We start from the raw sequence: 16,577 nt of genomic DNA, 5'->3' as shown, positions 1-16,577 counted from the left end.
CATCGACAGCGCGGCCTTTTCTTCGCCCTGACACGACGACATGCCGGTTGACACCCCCCAGCTGCTGAGCGAGGCGCAATGCGTATGGCCCGCGGACGCCACGCTCGGCGAGGGCACCTGCTGGTCGCAGCGCGAGCAGGCGCTGTACTGGGTCGACATCCTCGAGCACCGGCTGTATCGCTACACGCCGGCCAGCGGCGAGCGCCGCCAGTGGCGTTTCGATGAAACCATCTCGGCGCTGGCCGAGCGCGTGCAAGGGCCGGGGCTCATCGTCACGCTGCAGCGCGGCTTCGCGTTCTTCGACCCGGAAAGCGGCAGGCTGCAGCGGCTCGACGAGCCCGAGCCCGAACGCACCGGCAACCGCTTCAACGACGGCAAGTGCGACGCCCAGGGCCGCTTCTGGGGCGGCACCATGGACTTCGGCTGCGAAGCACCCACCGGCGCGCTGTACCGCTTCGACGCGCCCGGACGCTGCACGCGGGTGTTCGATGCCGGCTTTGCCGTCACCAACGGCCCCACCTGGTCGGCCGACGGCCGCACGCTGTTCTTCAACGAAACCGCCGAGCGCCGCGTCCATGCGTTCGACTTCGACGCCGGGAGCGGCAGCCTGTCGAACCAGCGCCTGTGGCTGCGCTTCGAGGAGGCCGACGGCTACCCCGACGGCATGACCACCGATGCGGCCGGCAGACTGTGGATCTGCCACTGGGGCGGCGCCTGCGTCACCTGCCATGACCCGCAGAGCGCGGCGGAGCTTGCGAGGGTGAAGCTGCCCACCAGCCACATCACCAACGTCGCCTTCGGTGGCGCGGACCTGCGCACGCTGTTCATCACCAGCGCGCGCTTCGGATTGAGCGACGCGCAACTCGAGCGCGAGCCGCTGGCGGGGGCGCTGTTCTCGGTGCGGGTCAGCGAGCGGGGCGTGCCGGCCCATCTGTTCGCCGGCTGAGCCGCTGCTCTGCCCTATGCTGCGCCCTTCGCCATACACCGGCAACACGCCGGAGCGCTGAAGTGAGCCCAGAAGAAACCGAGATCCGCCGGCTGATCGCCGATGCGCAGCAGCACCAGTTCAACGTGGCCGAGCTGATGGAGCTGCATGACGACGATGCGGTCGTCATCAACATGGCCGGGCGCCGGCTGTTCGGCAAGCCGGCCTTCCGCGAGGCGATGGAGCAGGCGCTGGCGTCGTCGCTCCAGCACGTGCCCACCGTCACCGAGATCGACCGGGTGTACTTCGTGGCACCCGGCTGCGCTGTGGTCTCCTGCACCAAGACCGTCCTCGACCAGCGGCCGCAGGCCGAGCAGACCGCGCTGCCCGGCAGCGTGGGCCTCATGACCTATGTGCTCGTGCAGAAGCAGGGCCGCTGGGTCATTGCTTCGGCGCAGACCACGCCGCTGGTCCGGTAGCCCCGCTCGGGGCCGTTCAGGCCCCGATCACGCCGCCGTCCTTCCGGCGCACCACCACCGTGGCCGAACGCGGCCGGCCGCCGGGCTTGAAGTCGGGCCAGCGCGAATACTTTCCGGGTTCGGCCGGGTCGCTGCGGTCGTTCGGGGTCTCGCCCGGGTGCTGCACGTTGACGAACATGGTGGTGAGGTCGGGGCTGAAGGTGCAGCCGGTGATCTCGCAGTTCGTGGGGCCGGTGAGGAAGCGGCGCACTTCGCCGGTGCTCACGTCGCAGGCCAGCATCTGGTTGTTGCCGATGCGGGCGAACTCGCCCTTGTACATCTGGGTGGCGTGTGCGTCGGTCTGGATCCACAGCACGCCGCGGGTGTCGAAGGCCAGCCCGTCGGGGCAGCCGAAGATGTCGCCCTTGATGTTGCCCCGGGCCTCGGCGCGTTCGTTGGCCGGGTCGCCGGCCAGCACGAGGTGGTTCCAGCTGAAGCTCGCGGCGTCGAAGTCGCCGCCCTCGCGCCAGCGGATGATCTGGCCCATCGTGTTGTTGGCCCGCGGGTTGGCGGCATCCACGCCCGGCTGGCCGGCCGCGCCGCGCGCGCTGTTGTTGGTGAGGGTGCAGTAGACCTCGCCGCTTTTCGGGTCGATGGCCAGCCATTCGGGGCGGTCCATCCTGGTGGCGCCCAGCAGGTCGCTGGCCTGGCGGGTCTTGATGAGCACCTCGCCCTGGTCGGCAAAGCCGTTGGCCGGCGTCAGCGGGCCCTGGCCGTGCACCAGCGGCAGCCAGCGGCCGGTTCCGTCGGCGTCGAAGCGGGCCACGTACAGCGTGCCGTGGTCGAGCAGCTGTGCATTGGCCCGGGCGCCGCCCGGCGCGATGCGGTCGCGGCTCACGAACTTGTAGATGTATTCGAAGCGTGCGTCCTCGCCCGAATACACCACCGCGCGGCCGTCCTTGGTCACTGCGACCCAGGCCCCTTCATGCGCGGCGCGGCCCAGCGCGGTGCGCTTGACCGGCGTGGCGGCCGGGTCCATCGGGTCGATCTCGACCACCCAGCCGAATCGGTGGAATTCGTTGGGGTGCCTGGCGGCATCGAAACGCTCGTCGTGCGGCGCCCACGACTGAGAGCCGGTCTTGCGCAGGCCCCAGCGCTGCTGGTCGGGTGTCAGCTTGTCGCCGCCGTCGAAATAGAAGGCCCAGTTTTCCTCGCCCGACAGATAGGTGCCCCACGGCGTCTGGCCGCTGGCGCAGTTGTTCAGCGTGCCGAGCACGGTGCGGCCGTCAGGGTCGGCGGCGGTTTTCATGAGCGCATGGCCGGCGGCCGGGCCTTGCAGGGTGAACGGCGTGGCAGCCGTGTGGCGCCGCGCATAGCGGCTGGGCCGCACCATCTGCCAGCGCCCGTCGCGCAGCGCCACCTCGATGACCGACACGCCGTGCGCGGCCTGCGCCTTCTTCACCTTCCCGGCATCCCAGGTCTTCAGGCCGTCCGGGTGCAGCAGGCCGTCGTCGGTGTACTCGTGGTTCATGACGAGCAGCCCGTGCGTGCTGCTGCCGGCCAACGGGTAGAAGTGGATGCCGTCGTGATGCATGCCCATCTGCACCGCCTGTTCCGCTGCGGTGTTCGATGCGTCCTCGCGAAAGGGCGGCATGTTGCCCGCCACGCCGATCGGCTCTCCCCAGGCGGCGATCACATCGGCCACGTAGCCATCAGGCACCACCAGGGCGTCGGTGGTGCCGGGCGGCACCGCCTTGAAGCCCAGCTTCGCGGGGCTGCTGCCAGTGGCCGTGGCGGCACAACCAGCCAGCGAGCCGAACAGCGCCGCGCTCGCCAGCCCCAGGCCTCCCTGGATCACGAGGCGCCGCGCGGGGTCCGACAGCTCGTGGATGCTGGCGTTGCCGCTGCGGTTGCTGTCTTCCATCGAGTCGAAGTCCTTGGCCATCGGATTTCTCCCAGCGAGTTGAGGCGAGCGATTGTGCTGCGACCTATGATGGTCCGCATGGCCACGACATTACGCGCCCTGCAAGACGACATCACGACACTGTCGCTCGATGCCATCGTCAATGCCGCCAACTCGTCGCTGCTGGGCGGCGGTGGTGTCGACGGGGCGATCCACCGTGCGGCCGGCCCGGAACTGGTGGCCGAATGCCGGCTGCTGGGCGGGTGCCCGGCCGGCGAGGCCCGCATCACCCGGGGCTACCGGCTGCCGGCCCGGCACGTGGTCCACACGGTGGGGCCGGTGTGGCGCGGCGGCCAGCATGGCGAGCCGGCGCTGCTGGCGAGCTGCTACCGCGCGAGCCTGGAGCTGGCGCGGAGTCACGGCTGCGAAACCATCGCCTTCCCGTGCATCAGCACCGGCATCTACGGCTACCCGTTCGAAGACGCGGCGCGCCTGGCGCTGGCGACCGTGCGCGAAGCCGTCGAGGCGCAGGCCGGCTGGCGCGAGGTGGTCTTCTGCTGCTTCAGCGCCGGCGATCATCGCTTCTATGAACAGTTGCTCGGGGAGGCGAGCCGCCCGTGACAAGCACCGTCCTCATCACCGGGGCGAGCCGGGGCATCGGCGCCGCCTGTGCGGTGCTGTGCGCCGAGCAGGGCTGGGACGTCGCGGTCAACTACGCGAGCCGCGCCGACGCCGCCGAAGCGGTAGTCGAGTCGGTGCGCCGCTTCGGGCGGCGCGCCATCGCCGTGCAGGCCGACGTGTCGCGCGACGACGAAGTGCGCGCGATGTTCGAGCGGGTGGATCGCGAACTCGGCAGCCTGCGCGGCCTCGTCAACAACGCCGGCGTGGTGGACGTGGCCCAGCGTGTGGACGAGATGACGCCCGAGCGGGTGCGGCGCATGTTCGAGATCAACGTGTACGGCAGCTTCAGCTGTGCCCGCGAGGCGGTGCGCCGCATGAGCACCCGCCATGGCGGTGGCGGCGGGGCGATCGTCAACCTGTCGTCCGTCGCCGCGCGCCTGGGGGCGCCGGGCCAGTACGTCGACTATGCGGCGGCGAAGGCGGCCATCGACACGTTCACCGTCGGCCTGGCCAAGGAGGTGGGGGCCGAGGGCGTGCGGGTGAACGCCGTGCGCCCCGGCATCACCGACACCGAGATCCATGCCTCGGGCGGCCAGCCCGAACGCGCCTGGCAACTGGCCGGGCTGATCCCGATGCAGCGCCCGGGCCGGGCCGACGAGATCGCGCAGGCCATTGCCTGGCTGCTGTCGGACGCAGCGAGCTACACCAGCGGCGCGCTGCTCGATGTCGGTGGTGGCAGGTAGCGTTGCAGGCAGGCGCGCCGGCGCCGTCAGCGCCGCTCGACGATCACCGGCACCAGCTTGAGCGCCTCGCGGATGCGTTCGGCCGCACCGGTGGCTTCGTCGCGGCTGGCGTAGGGGCCGGCCTGCAGGCGGTGCACCGGCGCCTCGTTGAAGATCGCCAGCAGCGGCGCCAGCCAGTCGAGCTCGGCGGCCACGCGCTGCTGGAAGCTTTCGGCCCCGCCGCGCTCTCGAAAGGCGCCGAGCTGCACCCACCAGCCGCGTGCCGCGCTGGTGAAGGCACGGCTGGGCTCGGCGGCGCTCCGGATGGGCGGTGGCGAGGCTGCTGCGGGTTCGGGGGGCGGCGGCGCATCGACGGTCGCCGCAGCCACGGCGACGGCCTTGTCGTCATTGCCATCACCATCGCCGCCGCGCCTCCAGGCGCCGGTGCGGATGTCTTCGTAGGTGATGCGTTCCACCTCCACCTTGCCCACGCCGCGCAGCAGGTCGAGCTTGAGTGCGGCGGTGTAGCTCAGGTCGATGATGCGCCCGGGATGGAACGGCCCGCGGTCGTTGATGCGCACCACCACCTCGCGGCTGTTCCTGGGGTTGCGCACCCGCGCATAGCTCGGGATCGGGAGGGTGGGGTGCGCCGCCGTCATGGCGTACATGTTGTAGACCTCGCCGCTGGCGGTGCGCCGGCCATGGAACTTGCGGCCATACCAGGACGCCAGGCCGGTTTCGCGCACGGCGACGTCGCGGGTCTCGGGCGTGTAGCTGCGCCCGTTCACCGCGTAGGGCTTGTTGGGGCCGCCGGGGCGGATGGGTTCGACCCTCGGTTCGGCGTCGGGGGTCTTGTGGAGGTCGGCGGGTGTTTCGGCCGTCGGGCCGTCGCGGCCGGAGGGCGGCTTGGGGGTCGAAGAACAGCCGGCCAGCACGGTGGCCAAGGCCAGCAGCACCACAGCCGCGTGGGAGGCAACGGGTCGGAGCATGGCGCGCACCATACACCAGCCCCGCCCCGGTTCAGCCGCCGGACGTTTCGCGCGGTACCGTGCTTTCGGCCACCGACAGCAGCGCCGCTCCCATGATCAGCAGGCCGCCCAGCACCAGCGCCGGGCTCAGGTGCTCGTTTCCCCACAGCACCGCCGAGCCGCTGGCAAACACCACCTCGCTGAGCATCACCACCGACGTGACGTTGGCCCGCAACCGGGCGGCGCCGTACTGGAGCGCCAGGTTCGACAGCAGGAAGGCGCCGGCCAGCGCCAGCGCGAACAGCACCCAGCCGGGCGCCGGCAGCGGCGGCCGCGGCACGCCGCCGGCCGGTCCGAGCAGCAGGCCGAGCGATCCGGCCACCAGCAGGCCGCCGGTGAACATGGCCAGTGCCCGCGCCTCCTCCGGCCGGTGCGCCTCGCGCCGCAGCATGACGTTGTTCAGCGCGAAGCTCGCGCCGCCCAGGACGCCCAGCCAGTCGGGCAGGCTCGAGGGCAGCGGCAGCGTCCACCCCGCGCCGGCGGGCTGCAGCACCAGCACCGCGCCGGCCAGGGCGAGCGCCACGCGCAGCGCCGCCAGCCGCGTGAGGTGCTCGTGCAGCAGCACGCGCGCGAGCAGCACAGTCCACAGCGGCATCAGGTAGAACAGCAGCACCACCCGCACCACCTCGCCGATGCTGACCGCCCAGTTGAAGGCTGCATTGGTGGTGCCCGAGGCCAGCACCAGCACCCACAGCACCGGCGTGTTCAGCAGCTGGCGTATCGACGCGGGGCGCCAGCATGCGATGAACAGCATCGCGACCGCATAGACCAGCGCGGTAGCCCACAACGGGTGCAGCCCCAGGGCCTGCAGCTGGCGGAAGGGCCACCAGGACACTCCCCAGATGAAAGCGTTGCACAGCAGCGCCAGCACGGCCAGGCCGGCAGCGCCGTGGGTATGGGAGTGCGAGCTGCCGCGGCCCGCGGCGACGAGGTCTTGTGTCATGCGGGCGCGATTGTCTCCGGCCGGTCCGTCCCACATCCGTAGGATGGCCGCCGGGCAGGTCGGCAGATACCTTGGAAGCCGCCGTCACGAGCGGCCAGACGAGGAGATTCCAGATGCAGCAGCCCCTGATCGTGTTGTCCCCCTGGGACCTTCTTCACCCCAGCGAACCGGCCGACATGAACCAGTTCGGCCGCCGCTTCCTCGCAGAAGGCGACTCCTGGTTCTCGATCGGCACGCTCAATCCGGCCAAGAACTCCAACCTGCTGTTCGAGATGGCGTTCAGCAAGCGTTGGTGCGCCGTCAACTGCGCGGTGCCCGGCGACACGCTGCGCCGCATGGTGCAGATGACGCGCGACCCGCAGTTCATCTCGCTGCTGTGCGGTCCGCAGGCCTGGGAATGGGACGGCCTGCTGCTGTCGGCCGGCGGCAACGACCTGATCAGCGCCGTCGGCGTGTCGCCCACCGAGCCTGACCCTGCACGGCGCCTGCTGCGTCCGCAATCCGAATGGGGGCCGTTGGCCGACGGTGCCGCGCGCTACCTGAGCGACCCCGGCTGGGGCACCTTCTGCACCTACCTCAAGGCCAACTTCGACGACCTGGTGAAGCTGCGTGATGCGGGGCCCTCGAAGGGCAAGCCGATCTTCATCCACACCTATGCCTGCCCGGTGCCTCGCGAAGCCGGAGCCGGCCTCGGGCTCGGGCCCTGGCTGCTGCCGTCGCTGGTGGATTACGGCATCCCGGCGGCCGATCGGCTGGAGGTGGCACGCCTGCTGCTCGGTCGTCTCGCCGCCTTGCTGATCGAGATCGGCAACGACACCCAGCGCTATCCGAACGTGCACGTATTCGATACCTCCTGCCTGGCACTCGATGCGGCGCTGGCCGACAACGCCGGCGAGAGCGGCGACTGGATCAACGAGATCCACCTCACCTGGCGCGGCTACGAGAAGCTCGCCGTGCCGTGGGCTGCCGCCATCGAGGCGGCGGTGGGGGCCTGAGCGCTCGCGGGCGGCGTCAGCCCGGCTTGTGCTGCGGCTGCTGCTCGATCAGCCGGGTGAAGGCGGCGTCCTGCGCCGGGGTGTCCGGCAGGCGGATGCCGAACTCGCCTGTCAGCACTTCGCGCAACTCGGCCGGCGTGGCCAGGGTGCGCGGCTCGCTTTCGCCGTTGAGGTGGTGGCGAGTGAACAGGTTGTTGCGCAGAGCAAGCCGCTGGCGCGGCAGCGCCCGGGCCGCCATCAGCCCGGTGACGAAGTGCGACTGCGGGTGGTTCGACAGGTACCAGTTCGCCAGTTCGAAATCCACCGGCAGCTGGCGCTGCAGGTCGAAGACGTACAGCGCCTTCCATTCGCCGCCCAGGCGTGCCTGCAGCACGTAGCCGTCGCCCTTGGCCTGGGTGAGGCGGAAGCTCTCATGCGGCGTGCTCTGCGGCGAAAAGGCTTCCAGCCGCAGGGCCGAGGTGAGCGTGAGCCCGCCGAAACCGACATCGGCGATGTAGATGCCGTCGGCCAGGTCCACGTGCAGCAGCATGTGGGTGCGCGGCGTGGTCACTTCCTCGGCCACGTTCCAGCGCACGCGTGCGGCCAGGCCCCCGACGTGGTAACCCATGGCATGCAGCACGTCGCGCAGCAGGGTGTTGTGTTCGAAGCAGTAGCCGCCGCGGCCCCCCTGCACCAGCTTGCGCTGCAGCGAGTCCAGGTCCAGCCGCACCGGCTGGCCCAGCAGCGGGTCGAGGTTCTCGAACGGGATCGTCTGCGTGTGCCGTTCGATGATGGCCTGCAGGTTCGCAAGGCTCGGCAGGCGGCTGCCGGTGTAGCCGATGCGGGCGAAGTAGGCGTCGAGATCGATGTGCGTCGTCATGGGCTGACCTTAGTGCGCGGCATGTAGCCGCATCAACGGTGAGGGATCTGCCAAGGATGACGGCAAGCGACGCGCCAGGCTCAGTGCTTGTCGCTGCGGGCCAGGGTCAGGAGGTGCTCGACCTCGTCGCGGTGCTGCACGGTATTGCGCAGGTGCCAGCGGCCGATGAGCCACATGGTGCCGGCGACCACCAGGCCGAACAGCGTGATCGCACCGAAGGCCGACAGGCCCATGCGGGTCATGCCGGTGTAGAACGCCCCGAGCCCGAGGATGCAGGCCTGCTCGTTGAAGTTCTGCACCGCAATGGAGCGCCCGGCGCCCATCAGGTTGTGGCCCCGGTGCTGCAGCAGCGCATTCATCGGCACCACGAGGAAGCCGCCCAGCGCGCCCAGCACGATGAGGAAGGGCGCGGCGACCCAGACGTTGCCGATGAAGTTCATCGCGATCACCAGCACGCCCATCGCCACGCCCAGCGGGATCACGCTGGTGGCCTGGTCGAGCCGCATGCGAACCGAGGCGATCACCGCGCCCACGGCCGTACCGATGGCGACGACGCCCACGAGCGACGAGGCCTGGGTGGTGGTGTACCCGAGCGCCGCCGCGGCCCAGGCCAGCACGATGTAGCGCAGGTTGCCCGAGACGCCCCAGAACAGCGTGGTCGTGGCCAGCGAGATCTGGCCCAGCTTGTCGCTCCACAGCCGCGCGTTGCAGGTGGAGAAGTCGCGCACCATCGCGACAACGCTGCGCGGCATCGGCTGCAGCGGCGCATCGGTGCGGGGGATGTACAGATTGAACAGCGCCGCCAGCACGTACAGGATGATGAGCGAGGCGATCGCCGCCTCGGGGCCGGTGTCGATGCCGGTGTCCAGCAGCGGCATCTCGATGCCCAGCAGCAGCGGGGCGATGCGCGGGCCGACCAGCTGGCCGCCCAGCAGCACGCCCAGGATGATGGAGCCGATGGTCAGGCCCTCGATCCAGCCATTGGCCTTGACCAGCTGCGAAGGCGGCAGCAGCTCGGTCAGGATGCCGTACTTGGCCGGCGAGTAGGCCGCAGCGCCCAGGCCGACGATCGCATAGGCGGCCAGCGGGTGGGTGCCGAACAGCATCAGCAGGCAGCCGGCCACCTTGATGGTGTTCGAGACGAACATCACCTTGCCCTTCGGCACCGCGTCGGCGAAGGCGCCCACGAACGGCGCCAGCACCACGTAGAAGAGCGCAAACATCGGCACCAGCGCGGCACGCTGCCACTCGGCCGCGCCGCCGGTCCTCAGCAACTCCACCGCCGCCACAAACAGGGCGTTGTCCGCCAGCGAGCTGAAGAACTGCGCTGACATGATGGTGTAGAAGCCTTTTTTCATCCGCTCACTGTTCAGCGCGCCGGCGAACAAGACTTGGCCGGCACAGGTATGTCTCCCCTGGGGCCCGGTTGCCCGGGCACTTGCGGCGGGCTTTATAGCATGCGGTCTTGACCGGCCTTCACGCGACAAACTCTCTGGGCATCGGCTGGCAGAATGGTTCGATCCTCCTTACAAGTCCGAAAGCCGCCGCGTGCCGCGCCCCATCGAAGCCCTCATCCACGCCGATGCGCTGACCCACAACATCGCCCGCGCGCGCAGCGCCGCGCCCGATGCGCGGGTGTGGGCGGTGGTCAAGGCCAATGCCTACGGACACGGCATCGAACGTGCCTACGAGGCGCTGCGCGGCGCCGACGGTTTTGCCCTGCTCGACCTGGATGAGGCCGAACGGGTGCGAGCGCTCGGCTGGCGCGGCCCCATCCTGTTGCTCGAGGGCGCCTTCGAAGCGCGCGACCTGGAGCTGTGCTCGCGGCTGAACCTGTGGCACGTGGTGCACGACGAAGCGCAGATCGACTGGCTCGCGATGCACAAGACCCACCAGCCGCACCGCGTGTTCCTCAAGCTCAACAGCGGCATGAACCGGCTGGGCTTCACCGTGTCGGCCTTCCGCGCGGCGTGGGCGCGCCTGAATGCGCTGCCGCAGGTCGACGAGATCTCGCTGATGACGCATTTCTCGGACGCCGACGGCGAGCGCGGCATCGCGCACCAGGCGGCGCTGTTCGCCCAGGCGGCGCAAGACCTCCCCGGCGAGCGCTCGCTGTGCAACAGCGCCGCGACCCTGCGTTTCGCGCACCTGCCCGAGGTGCGCAGCGACTGGGTGCGCCCGGGCATCATGACCTACGGCTCGGCGCCCGACTTCCCGGCGCACGACATCGCGCACTGGGGCCTCCTGCCCACCATGACGCTGCGCTCGAAGCTCATCGGCACGCAGGTGCTGGCGGCCGGCGACAGCGTCGGCTACGGCAGCACGTTCTCGGCCGAGCAGCCGATGCGCATCGGCATCGTGGCATGCGGCTATGCCGACGGCTACCCGCGCCATTGCGGCACCGGCACGCCGGTGCTGGTGAACGGCGTGCGCACCCGCATGGTGGGCCGCGTGTCGATGGACATGCTCACCGTCGACCTCACGCCGGTGCCCGACGCCGACCTCGGCAGCGAAGTCACGCTGTGGGGCAATGGCCCGGCCGGCAGCATGCTGCCGATCGACGAGGTCGCACAGGCCGCGGGCACGGTGGGCTACGAGCTGATGTGCGCGCTGGCGCGGCGGGTGCCGGTCACGGTGACGGCCTGAGCGAACGTCAGACCGGCGCGGCTTCTTCCGGCCGCTCTTCGCGGCGCGGACTGCCTGGCCGCTCGGCCAGCTTCTTGACGATCTGCCCCAGCCGCTTGATGGCTGCGTCCATCTTGGCCGACCAGGGGTCGCCGTACTGCAGCCGGATGAAGTGGTCGAAGCGCCGCGTCGTCGAAAACGCCGCGCCGGGTGCCACGCCGATGTGTTCGAGCCGGGCCAGCGCAAACACCTCGCGCGAGTCCACGTGCCTGGGCAGCTCGATCCACATCAGCAGGCCGCCTTGGGGCATCGAGAGCCGGCAGCCCATCGGGAAGTAGCGCGCCACCGCGTCGGCCATGTGATGCGCCTGCGACCTGAGTGCCGCGCGCAGCTTGCGCATGTGGTGGTCGTAGCCGCCATCGCGAATGAACTGCGCCAGCACTTCCTGCTGCAGCATCGGGCAGGCCACCGAGGTGCGCATCTTCAGGGCCTGCGTCTTCATGAAATGCCGCCCTGCAGCGACCCAGCCGATGCGGTAGCCCGGCGCCACCGTCTTGGTGAAGGCCGAGCACAGGATCACGTCGCCCGTCTGGTCGAAGCTCTTGAGCACCGGCGGGCGCTGGTCGCCGAAATGCATCTCGCCGTAGATGTCGCTTTCGATCACGGTGATGCCGCGCTCGGCCATCATCGCCACCAGCCGGCGCTTGTTCTCCACCGGCATCAGGCTGCCCATCGGGTTGGGGAAGTTGGGCAGCAGGATGCAGGCCTTCACCGCACCGGGCTTCTGCGTCGCGAAGTCGAGCGCCTCGATCGACAGGCCGGTGCGCGGGTGGCTCGGGATCTCGAGCACCTTGAGCCCCAGGCTTTCATTGACCTGCAGCAGGTGGAAGTAGGTGGGCGACTCCATCAGGATGGTGTCGCCGCTCTGCGCGACCGAGCGCAGCGCGAGGTACACCGCCTCGAGGCCGCCGTTGGTGATGACGATCTCGTCGGGGCGCAGCTGCACGCCCGAACTCACGGCGCGGCGTGCGATCTCCTGCCGCAGCGCGGCGCTGCCGGTCATGTGGTAGCCCGACGCGTATTCGGGATGGCGGCGGTTCACCGTGGCCATGAGGTGCTGCAGCTTGGCCTCGGGCAGCAGCGAACGCGCCGGCGCCGCATGAAAGCGCGGCAGCGCGAGCGGGTCGTCCACGATGTAGAGGAACTCGTGCAGCACCTGGTCCATGTTCACGAACGAGGCGCCTTCGATGCGCAGGTCGAGCTGGGGCTCGGGCAGCACCGGAGCCGGGCCGCCGGCGACGAAGTAGCCGGACTTGGGGCGCGCCTGCACGAGGCCGCGGTTCTCGAGCCAGCGGAAGGCTTGCAGCGCGGTGCTCATGCTCACCTTGTGCTGCTGGCTGAGCTGGCGCACCGAAGGCAGCCGGTCGCCGGCCCGCAGCGCGCCGGTGGCGACGGCGCGCTCGATCTGTGCCGCGATGGCCTGGTACAGCGGAGTTTGCGCCGGCGCGTCCATGATGAAGCCATTGTGACGAGCTTCGCCCCGCCTGTACCAGCACAGATGTGTGCCTGAGTTGGCAGTACAGACGCACGGCCGCGCCATCTGTTCCGGTTGTGTTTGGGCTGTGCTGGGTCTGTCGCGCAAGGGCGCGGCTGCCGACACTGGGTGGCCCAATCACCAGGAGTCGGTCATGGCCTTGATCTTCAGAAACCCCGTGGTCCTGCAGCTGCGCGACGGCGAGCTCGTGCCGCTCGACGATGCCTGGGTGAGCGTGGTGCATGGCTGCATCTGGATCACCCAGGCCGACGACTCGCGCGACCACTTCCTGCACGGCGGCCAGGCCTTGCGAGTGGCGCCGGGCGCCCGCGCGCTGATGAGCGCCGAAGGCTGGGCCCAGGTGCAGCTGATCCCGGCGCCCACCCGGGCGCAGCTGCTGTGGCGCGCGGCCTCACAATGGCTGGCCCGCCTCGCCGGGCGCCGCCGCCGGCTCGGAACGGCGTTTGCAGGGTGAGGTGACGAACACGTGCTGTGTTTCGCCTTCGCCCTCATGCACCTCAAGATCGCCGAACACGAAGTGGAATGGACCGCCGTCCGCTCGCAAGGCGCGGGCGGCCAGAACGTCAACAAGGTGTCGAGCGCGGTGCAGCTGCGCTTCGACATCCGCGGCTCGTCGCTGCCCGAGCCGGTGAAGGCGCGCCTGCTGGCGCTGCCCGACCAGCGCATCAGCAGCGACGGGGTGGTGGTCATCAAGGCGCAGACGCAGCGCAGCCAGCCTCAGAACCGCGCCGACGCGATGGCGCGGCTGCAGGCGCTGGTCGACAGCGCGGCCCACGTGCCGCGCAAGCGGGTGGCGACGAAGCCGACACGGGCCTCGCAGCGGCGAAGGGTCGAGGAAAAGACGCGTCGCGGCGCGATCAAGGCCGGGCGGCAGGCCCGGCCGGGGGATTTCTGAGAGGCGGGCAGCCGCGGCCCGCTCAGGCCGCGCGCTTGAAGGTCGCCAGCAGCGCGCCGGCCGCCACGAACAGGCCGCCGAAGGTGCGGTTCAGCAGCTTCATCTGGCTCGGCGAACGCAGCAGCCGCAGCACCCGCGCGGCCAGCACGGTGTAGCCGGCCATCACCACCAGGTCGGTGAACGCCAGCGTGGCGCCGATGGTGGCGTACTGCGCGGCCAGCGGGGCCGACAGATCCAGGAACTGAGGCACCACGGCCAGCAGGAACACGGTGCCCTTGGGATTGAGCGCGTTGACGATCCAGCCGCGCAGCACCAGCGCGCGGCGCGACACCAGCTGCGGGGCACCTTCAGTGTCGTCGGCCACCATCGGCTGCGCCGGCGCGCGCCATTGCTTGATGCCGAGGTACACGAGGTAGGCCACGCCCAGCCACTTGACGATGGCAAAGGCGATGCTCGAAGTGGCGATCAGGGCGCCCAGGCCCAGGCCGACCACCACCACCTGCGTGAGGATGCCCAGCACCAGCCCGAAGGTCATGAAATAGCCGCGGGCGAAGCCGTGGTTGAGCCCGGCGCTCATCGCGGCCACGGCGCCGGCGCCGGGTGACAGGCTGATGGCCCAGGAGGCAGCAAAGAAGGCGAGCCAGACGGAGAAGTCCATGGTGGGGTGGGGCAGGCGGGGGGAGCGCGCGTTGTAGCACGCCCGCCTTTTCCGACGCCAGGCCGCTACATTGCCCGCCATGCCGAACCACCGTCTCCTCACGCCCAGCCTGCAGTTGAAACGCCTGCGCTCCCACATGGAAGCCACGCGTCGCGACCTCAGGCAGCGCTACTGGCTGCGCGTGCACGTCTTCACGATCGCCGCGCTGAGTCTCCTGGCGCTCTGGCTGTTCTCCCACAGCCTGATGCTGCTGGGCGTGGACTCGCTGGCGGTGCGCTATGGCATCTCGCTGCCGCTGGCCTACGGCTGGTACCTGCTGCTGCTGCGGTTGTGGGCCGAGATGCTGGTTCGCCGCGACGCGCCGTGGGACGGGCTGGACGTGCCGGTGCCCGACGGCGCAGGGGCGCCGGCCGGCGGCCCGTCGTTCGGCTCGGGCGGCGGCGGCGACTTCGGCGGTGGCGGAGCCGACGCCTCGTTCGACGCACCCGACGCGCTGCCCGAGGCGGCGGGTTCGCTGCTCGACGGCGCCGACGAAGGCGCGCTGGTGCTGGTGCCGCTGGCGGTGCTGGTGGGCGCGGTGCTGCTGCTGGCGGGCTTGCTCGGTGCCGGCGTCTTCATGGTGTTCGGCGTCGAGGTGCTGCTGGGGGTGGCGGTCGAGGTGGCGTTGGCCGCGGTGGCCGGGTCGTTTGCCTACCGCGGCTTAGCCGAGGGCTGGCTGTTCGCAGCGCTGCGTCACACCTGGCGAGGCGCCGCGGCGGCGCTGGTGCTGGCGGTGGCGCTCGGCGCCGCGATCGACCACTGGCTGCCGCAGGCCCGCTCGTTCCCGCATGCGGTGCGGCTGATCGCGGGCGGCTGAAACCGCCCGGTACAGTCGCCCGCATGGCCAAGGACAAAACCATCTACACCTGCTCAGAGTGCGGCGGCACCAGCCCCAAGTGGCTGGGCAAGTGCCCGAGCTGCGGCGCCTGGAACACCCTCGAGGAGACCGTGGCCGAGAGCGCCTCTGCGTCGAAGAACCGCTTCCAGTCGCTGGCGAAGTCTCAGCCGGTGGCCACGCTGTCGGAGATCGAGGCCGGCGACGTGGCCCGCACACCCACCGGCCTGGAAGAACTCGACCGCGTGCTGGGCGGCGGCATCGTGGCCGGCGGCGTGGTGCTGATCGGCGGCGACCCGGGCATCGGCAAGTCCACGCTGCTGCTGCAGGCGGTCGACGCGATGAGCCTGCAGATGAAGGTGCTCTACGTCACCGGCGAGGAAAGCGGCGCGCAGATCGCGCTGCGCTCGCGCCGGCTGGGCCTGGCCGGTGCGCAGGTGCGCGTGCTGGCCGAGATCAACCTGGAGAAGATCCTCGCCACCATCGAGTCGGAGAAGCCGGCCTTCTGCGTGATCGACTCCATCCAGACGCTGTATTCCGAGCAGCTCACCTCCGCACCCGGCTCGGTGGCCCAGGTGCGCGAATGCGCGGCCCAGCTCACCCGCACGGCCAAGGCCGGCGGCACGAGCATGGTGCTGGTGGGGCACGTCACGAAGGAAGGCTCGCTGGCCGGCCCGCGGGTGCTGGAGCACATCGTCGACACCGTGCTGTATTTCGAGGGCGACACCCATTCGGCGTTCCGGCTGGTGCGCGCCTTCAAGAACCGCTTCGGCGCGGTCAACGAGATCGGCGTGTTCGCCATGACCGAACGCGGCCTCAAGGGCGTGGCCAACCCGAGCGCGATCTTCCTGTCCACCCACAGCGAGCCGGTGCCGGGCTCCTGCGTGCTGGTCACGCTCGAGGGCACGCGGCCGATGCTGGTGGAGATCCAGGCCCTGGTCGATTCGGGCGGCCCGAGCCCGCGTCGGCTTTCGGTCGGCCTGGAGCGCGACCGCCTCGCGATGCTGCTGGCGGTGCTGCACCGTCACGCCGGCATCGACAGCTTCGACCAGGACGTGTTCGTCAATGCCGTGGGCGGCGTGCGCATCAGCGAGCCGGCGGCCGACCTCGCGGTGATGCTGGCGATCCAGAGCAGCCTGCGCGGCAAGGCGCTGCCGCGCGGCTTCCTGGCGTTCGGCGAAGTGGGCCTGGCCGGCGAGGTGCGCCCTGCGCCGCGCGGCCAGGAACGCCTGAAGGAAGCTGCCAAGCTGGGCTTCAGCGTGGCGGTGGTGCCCAAGGCCAATGCGCCCAAGAAGGCGCCCGAGGGCCTGACGGTGCATGCGGTGGAACGTGTCGAGGAAGCGATCAGCCTCGCACGTTCACTGGACTGACGACCGGATCGTCCCGGTCGGCGTGAAGGAAGTCACGCGAGGGCGCGCTCTATGGGGCCTCCTCGCAACATGCATCTCAGACAGCTGCGAATGGCACGAACATCTCGGCCCTGCGATCAACTGGCATAGCCGCAACCCATCGAAGG

General features: G+C 70.2%; 17 protein-coding genes. 10 read left to right on the top strand and 7 right to left on the bottom strand.

The window, feature by feature from the left end:
* The first annotated feature begins 40 nt into the window (after positions 1 to 40).
* Positions 41 to 946, top strand: coding sequence for an SMP-30/gluconolactonase/LRE family protein (locus tag E8D38_RS05655; RefSeq protein ID WP_140626771.1), 906 nt, complete (start codon positions 41 to 43; stop codon positions 944 to 946).
* A 62-nt stretch (positions 947 to 1,008) separates the two neighbouring features.
* The gene (locus E8D38_RS05650; RefSeq protein ID WP_140626770.1) at positions 1,009 to 1,404 is read left to right on the top strand and encodes a YybH family protein; all 396 of its coding nucleotides are present in this window, start codon (positions 1,009 to 1,011) and stop codon (positions 1,402 to 1,404) included.
* Between the two features lie 16 nt (positions 1,405 to 1,420).
* On the opposite strand, the gene E8D38_RS05645 is transcribed toward E8D38_RS05650, so the two are convergent.
* A complete protein-coding gene (locus tag E8D38_RS05645; protein ID WP_140626769.1) occupies positions 1,421 to 3,328 on the bottom strand; it encodes a PhoX family protein in 1,908 nt (635 codons plus the stop codon).
* Positions 3,329 to 3,385: 57 nt separating this feature from the next.
* Between E8D38_RS05645 and E8D38_RS05640 the strand changes: the two genes are divergently transcribed.
* Positions 3,386 to 3,907, top strand: coding sequence for an O-acetyl-ADP-ribose deacetylase (locus tag E8D38_RS05640; protein WP_140626768.1), 522 nt, complete (start codon positions 3,386 to 3,388; stop codon positions 3,905 to 3,907).
* Complete coding sequence (locus E8D38_RS05635; protein ID WP_140626767.1) at positions 3,904 to 4,650, top strand: SDR family oxidoreductase; 747 nt, start codon at positions 3,904 to 3,906, stop codon at positions 4,648 to 4,650. The genes E8D38_RS05640 and E8D38_RS05635 overlap by 4 nt, the downstream gene beginning before the upstream one ends.
* A 26-nt stretch (positions 4,651 to 4,676) precedes the next feature.
* On the opposite strand, the gene E8D38_RS05630 is transcribed toward E8D38_RS05635, so the two are convergent.
* Together E8D38_RS05630 and E8D38_RS05625 are read right to left on the bottom strand one after the other, a co-directional pair.
* Positions 4,677 to 5,618, bottom strand: coding sequence for a septal ring lytic transglycosylase RlpA family protein (locus E8D38_RS05630; RefSeq protein ID WP_246099364.1), 942 nt, complete (start codon positions 5,616 to 5,618; stop codon positions 4,677 to 4,679).
* Positions 5,619 to 5,649: 31 nt separating this feature from the next.
* Entirely contained in the window at positions 5,650 to 6,600 is a 951-nt protein-coding gene (locus E8D38_RS05625) for a DMT family transporter (RefSeq protein ID WP_140626765.1), read from the bottom strand.
* 113 nt (positions 6,601 to 6,713) lie between these two features.
* Here E8D38_RS05625 and E8D38_RS05620 point away from each other — a divergent pair, with 113 nt between their 5' ends.
* Entirely contained in the window at positions 6,714 to 7,595 is an 882-nt protein-coding gene (locus E8D38_RS05620) for an SGNH/GDSL hydrolase family protein (protein ID WP_140626764.1), read from the top strand.
* 16 nt (positions 7,596 to 7,611) lie between these two features.
* On the opposite strand, the gene E8D38_RS05615 is transcribed toward E8D38_RS05620, so the two are convergent.
* Both E8D38_RS05615 and lplT read right to left on the bottom strand, forming a co-directional pair.
* Positions 7,612 to 8,454, bottom strand: a complete 843-nt coding sequence (locus E8D38_RS05615) for an arylamine N-acetyltransferase family protein (protein WP_140626763.1) — start codon at positions 8,452 to 8,454, stop codon at positions 7,612 to 7,614.
* 80 nt (positions 8,455 to 8,534) lie between these two features.
* The gene (gene lplT / locus E8D38_RS05610; protein WP_140626762.1) at positions 8,535 to 9,812 is read right to left on the bottom strand and encodes a lysophospholipid transporter LplT; all 1,278 of its coding nucleotides are present in this window, start codon (positions 9,810 to 9,812) and stop codon (positions 8,535 to 8,537) included.
* A 190-nt stretch (positions 9,813 to 10,002) separates the two neighbouring features.
* Here lplT and alr point away from each other — a divergent pair, with 190 nt between their 5' ends.
* Complete coding sequence (gene alr, locus E8D38_RS05605) at positions 10,003 to 11,100, top strand: alanine racemase (protein WP_140626761.1); 1,098 nt, start codon at positions 10,003 to 10,005, stop codon at positions 11,098 to 11,100.
* Between the two features lie 7 nt (positions 11,101 to 11,107).
* Here the strand turns inward: alr and E8D38_RS05600 are convergent, their stop codons facing one another.
* A complete protein-coding gene (locus E8D38_RS05600) occupies positions 11,108 to 12,592 on the bottom strand; it encodes an aminotransferase-like domain-containing protein (protein ID WP_181178941.1) in 1,485 nt (494 codons plus the stop codon).
* A 175-nt stretch (positions 12,593 to 12,767) separates the two neighbouring features.
* Here E8D38_RS05600 and E8D38_RS05595 point away from each other — a divergent pair, with 175 nt between their 5' ends.
* Positions 12,768 to 13,088, top strand: a complete 321-nt coding sequence (locus tag E8D38_RS05595; RefSeq protein WP_140626759.1) for a DUF2917 domain-containing protein — start codon at positions 12,768 to 12,770, stop codon at positions 13,086 to 13,088.
* 36 nt (positions 13,089 to 13,124) lie between these two features.
* Positions 13,125 to 13,529 carry an alternative ribosome rescue aminoacyl-tRNA hydrolase ArfB gene (arfB, locus tag E8D38_RS05590; RefSeq protein WP_140626758.1) on the top strand — a complete coding sequence of 135 codons (405 nt, stop codon included), beginning with the start codon at positions 13,125 to 13,127 and terminating at the stop codon, positions 13,527 to 13,529.
* A gap of 22 nt (positions 13,530 to 13,551) precedes the next feature.
* Here arfB and E8D38_RS05585 read toward each other — a convergent pair whose 3' ends face one another.
* Complete coding sequence (locus E8D38_RS05585) at positions 13,552 to 14,187, bottom strand: LysE family transporter (RefSeq protein WP_140626757.1); 636 nt, start codon at positions 14,185 to 14,187, stop codon at positions 13,552 to 13,554.
* A gap of 79 nt (positions 14,188 to 14,266) precedes the next feature.
* Here E8D38_RS05585 and E8D38_RS05580 point away from each other — a divergent pair, with 79 nt between their 5' ends.
* Complete coding sequence (locus tag E8D38_RS05580) at positions 14,267 to 15,043, top strand: hypothetical protein (protein ID WP_246099363.1); 777 nt, start codon at positions 14,267 to 14,269, stop codon at positions 15,041 to 15,043.
* Positions 15,044 to 15,066: 23 nt separating this feature from the next.
* Positions 15,067 to 16,431, top strand: coding sequence for a DNA repair protein RadA (gene radA, locus E8D38_RS05575; RefSeq protein ID WP_140626756.1), 1,365 nt, complete (start codon positions 15,067 to 15,069; stop codon positions 16,429 to 16,431).
* Positions 16,432 to 16,577 lie beyond the last annotated feature (146 nt).

Source organism: Methylibium rhizosphaerae (genome assembly GCF_006386545.1).
GTDB lineage: Bacteria > Pseudomonadota > Gammaproteobacteria > Burkholderiales > Burkholderiaceae_C > Pseudorivibacter > Pseudorivibacter rhizosphaerae.
Note: the sequence above shows the minus strand (reverse complement) of the source record. Positions and strands in the feature narration are given on the sequence as shown.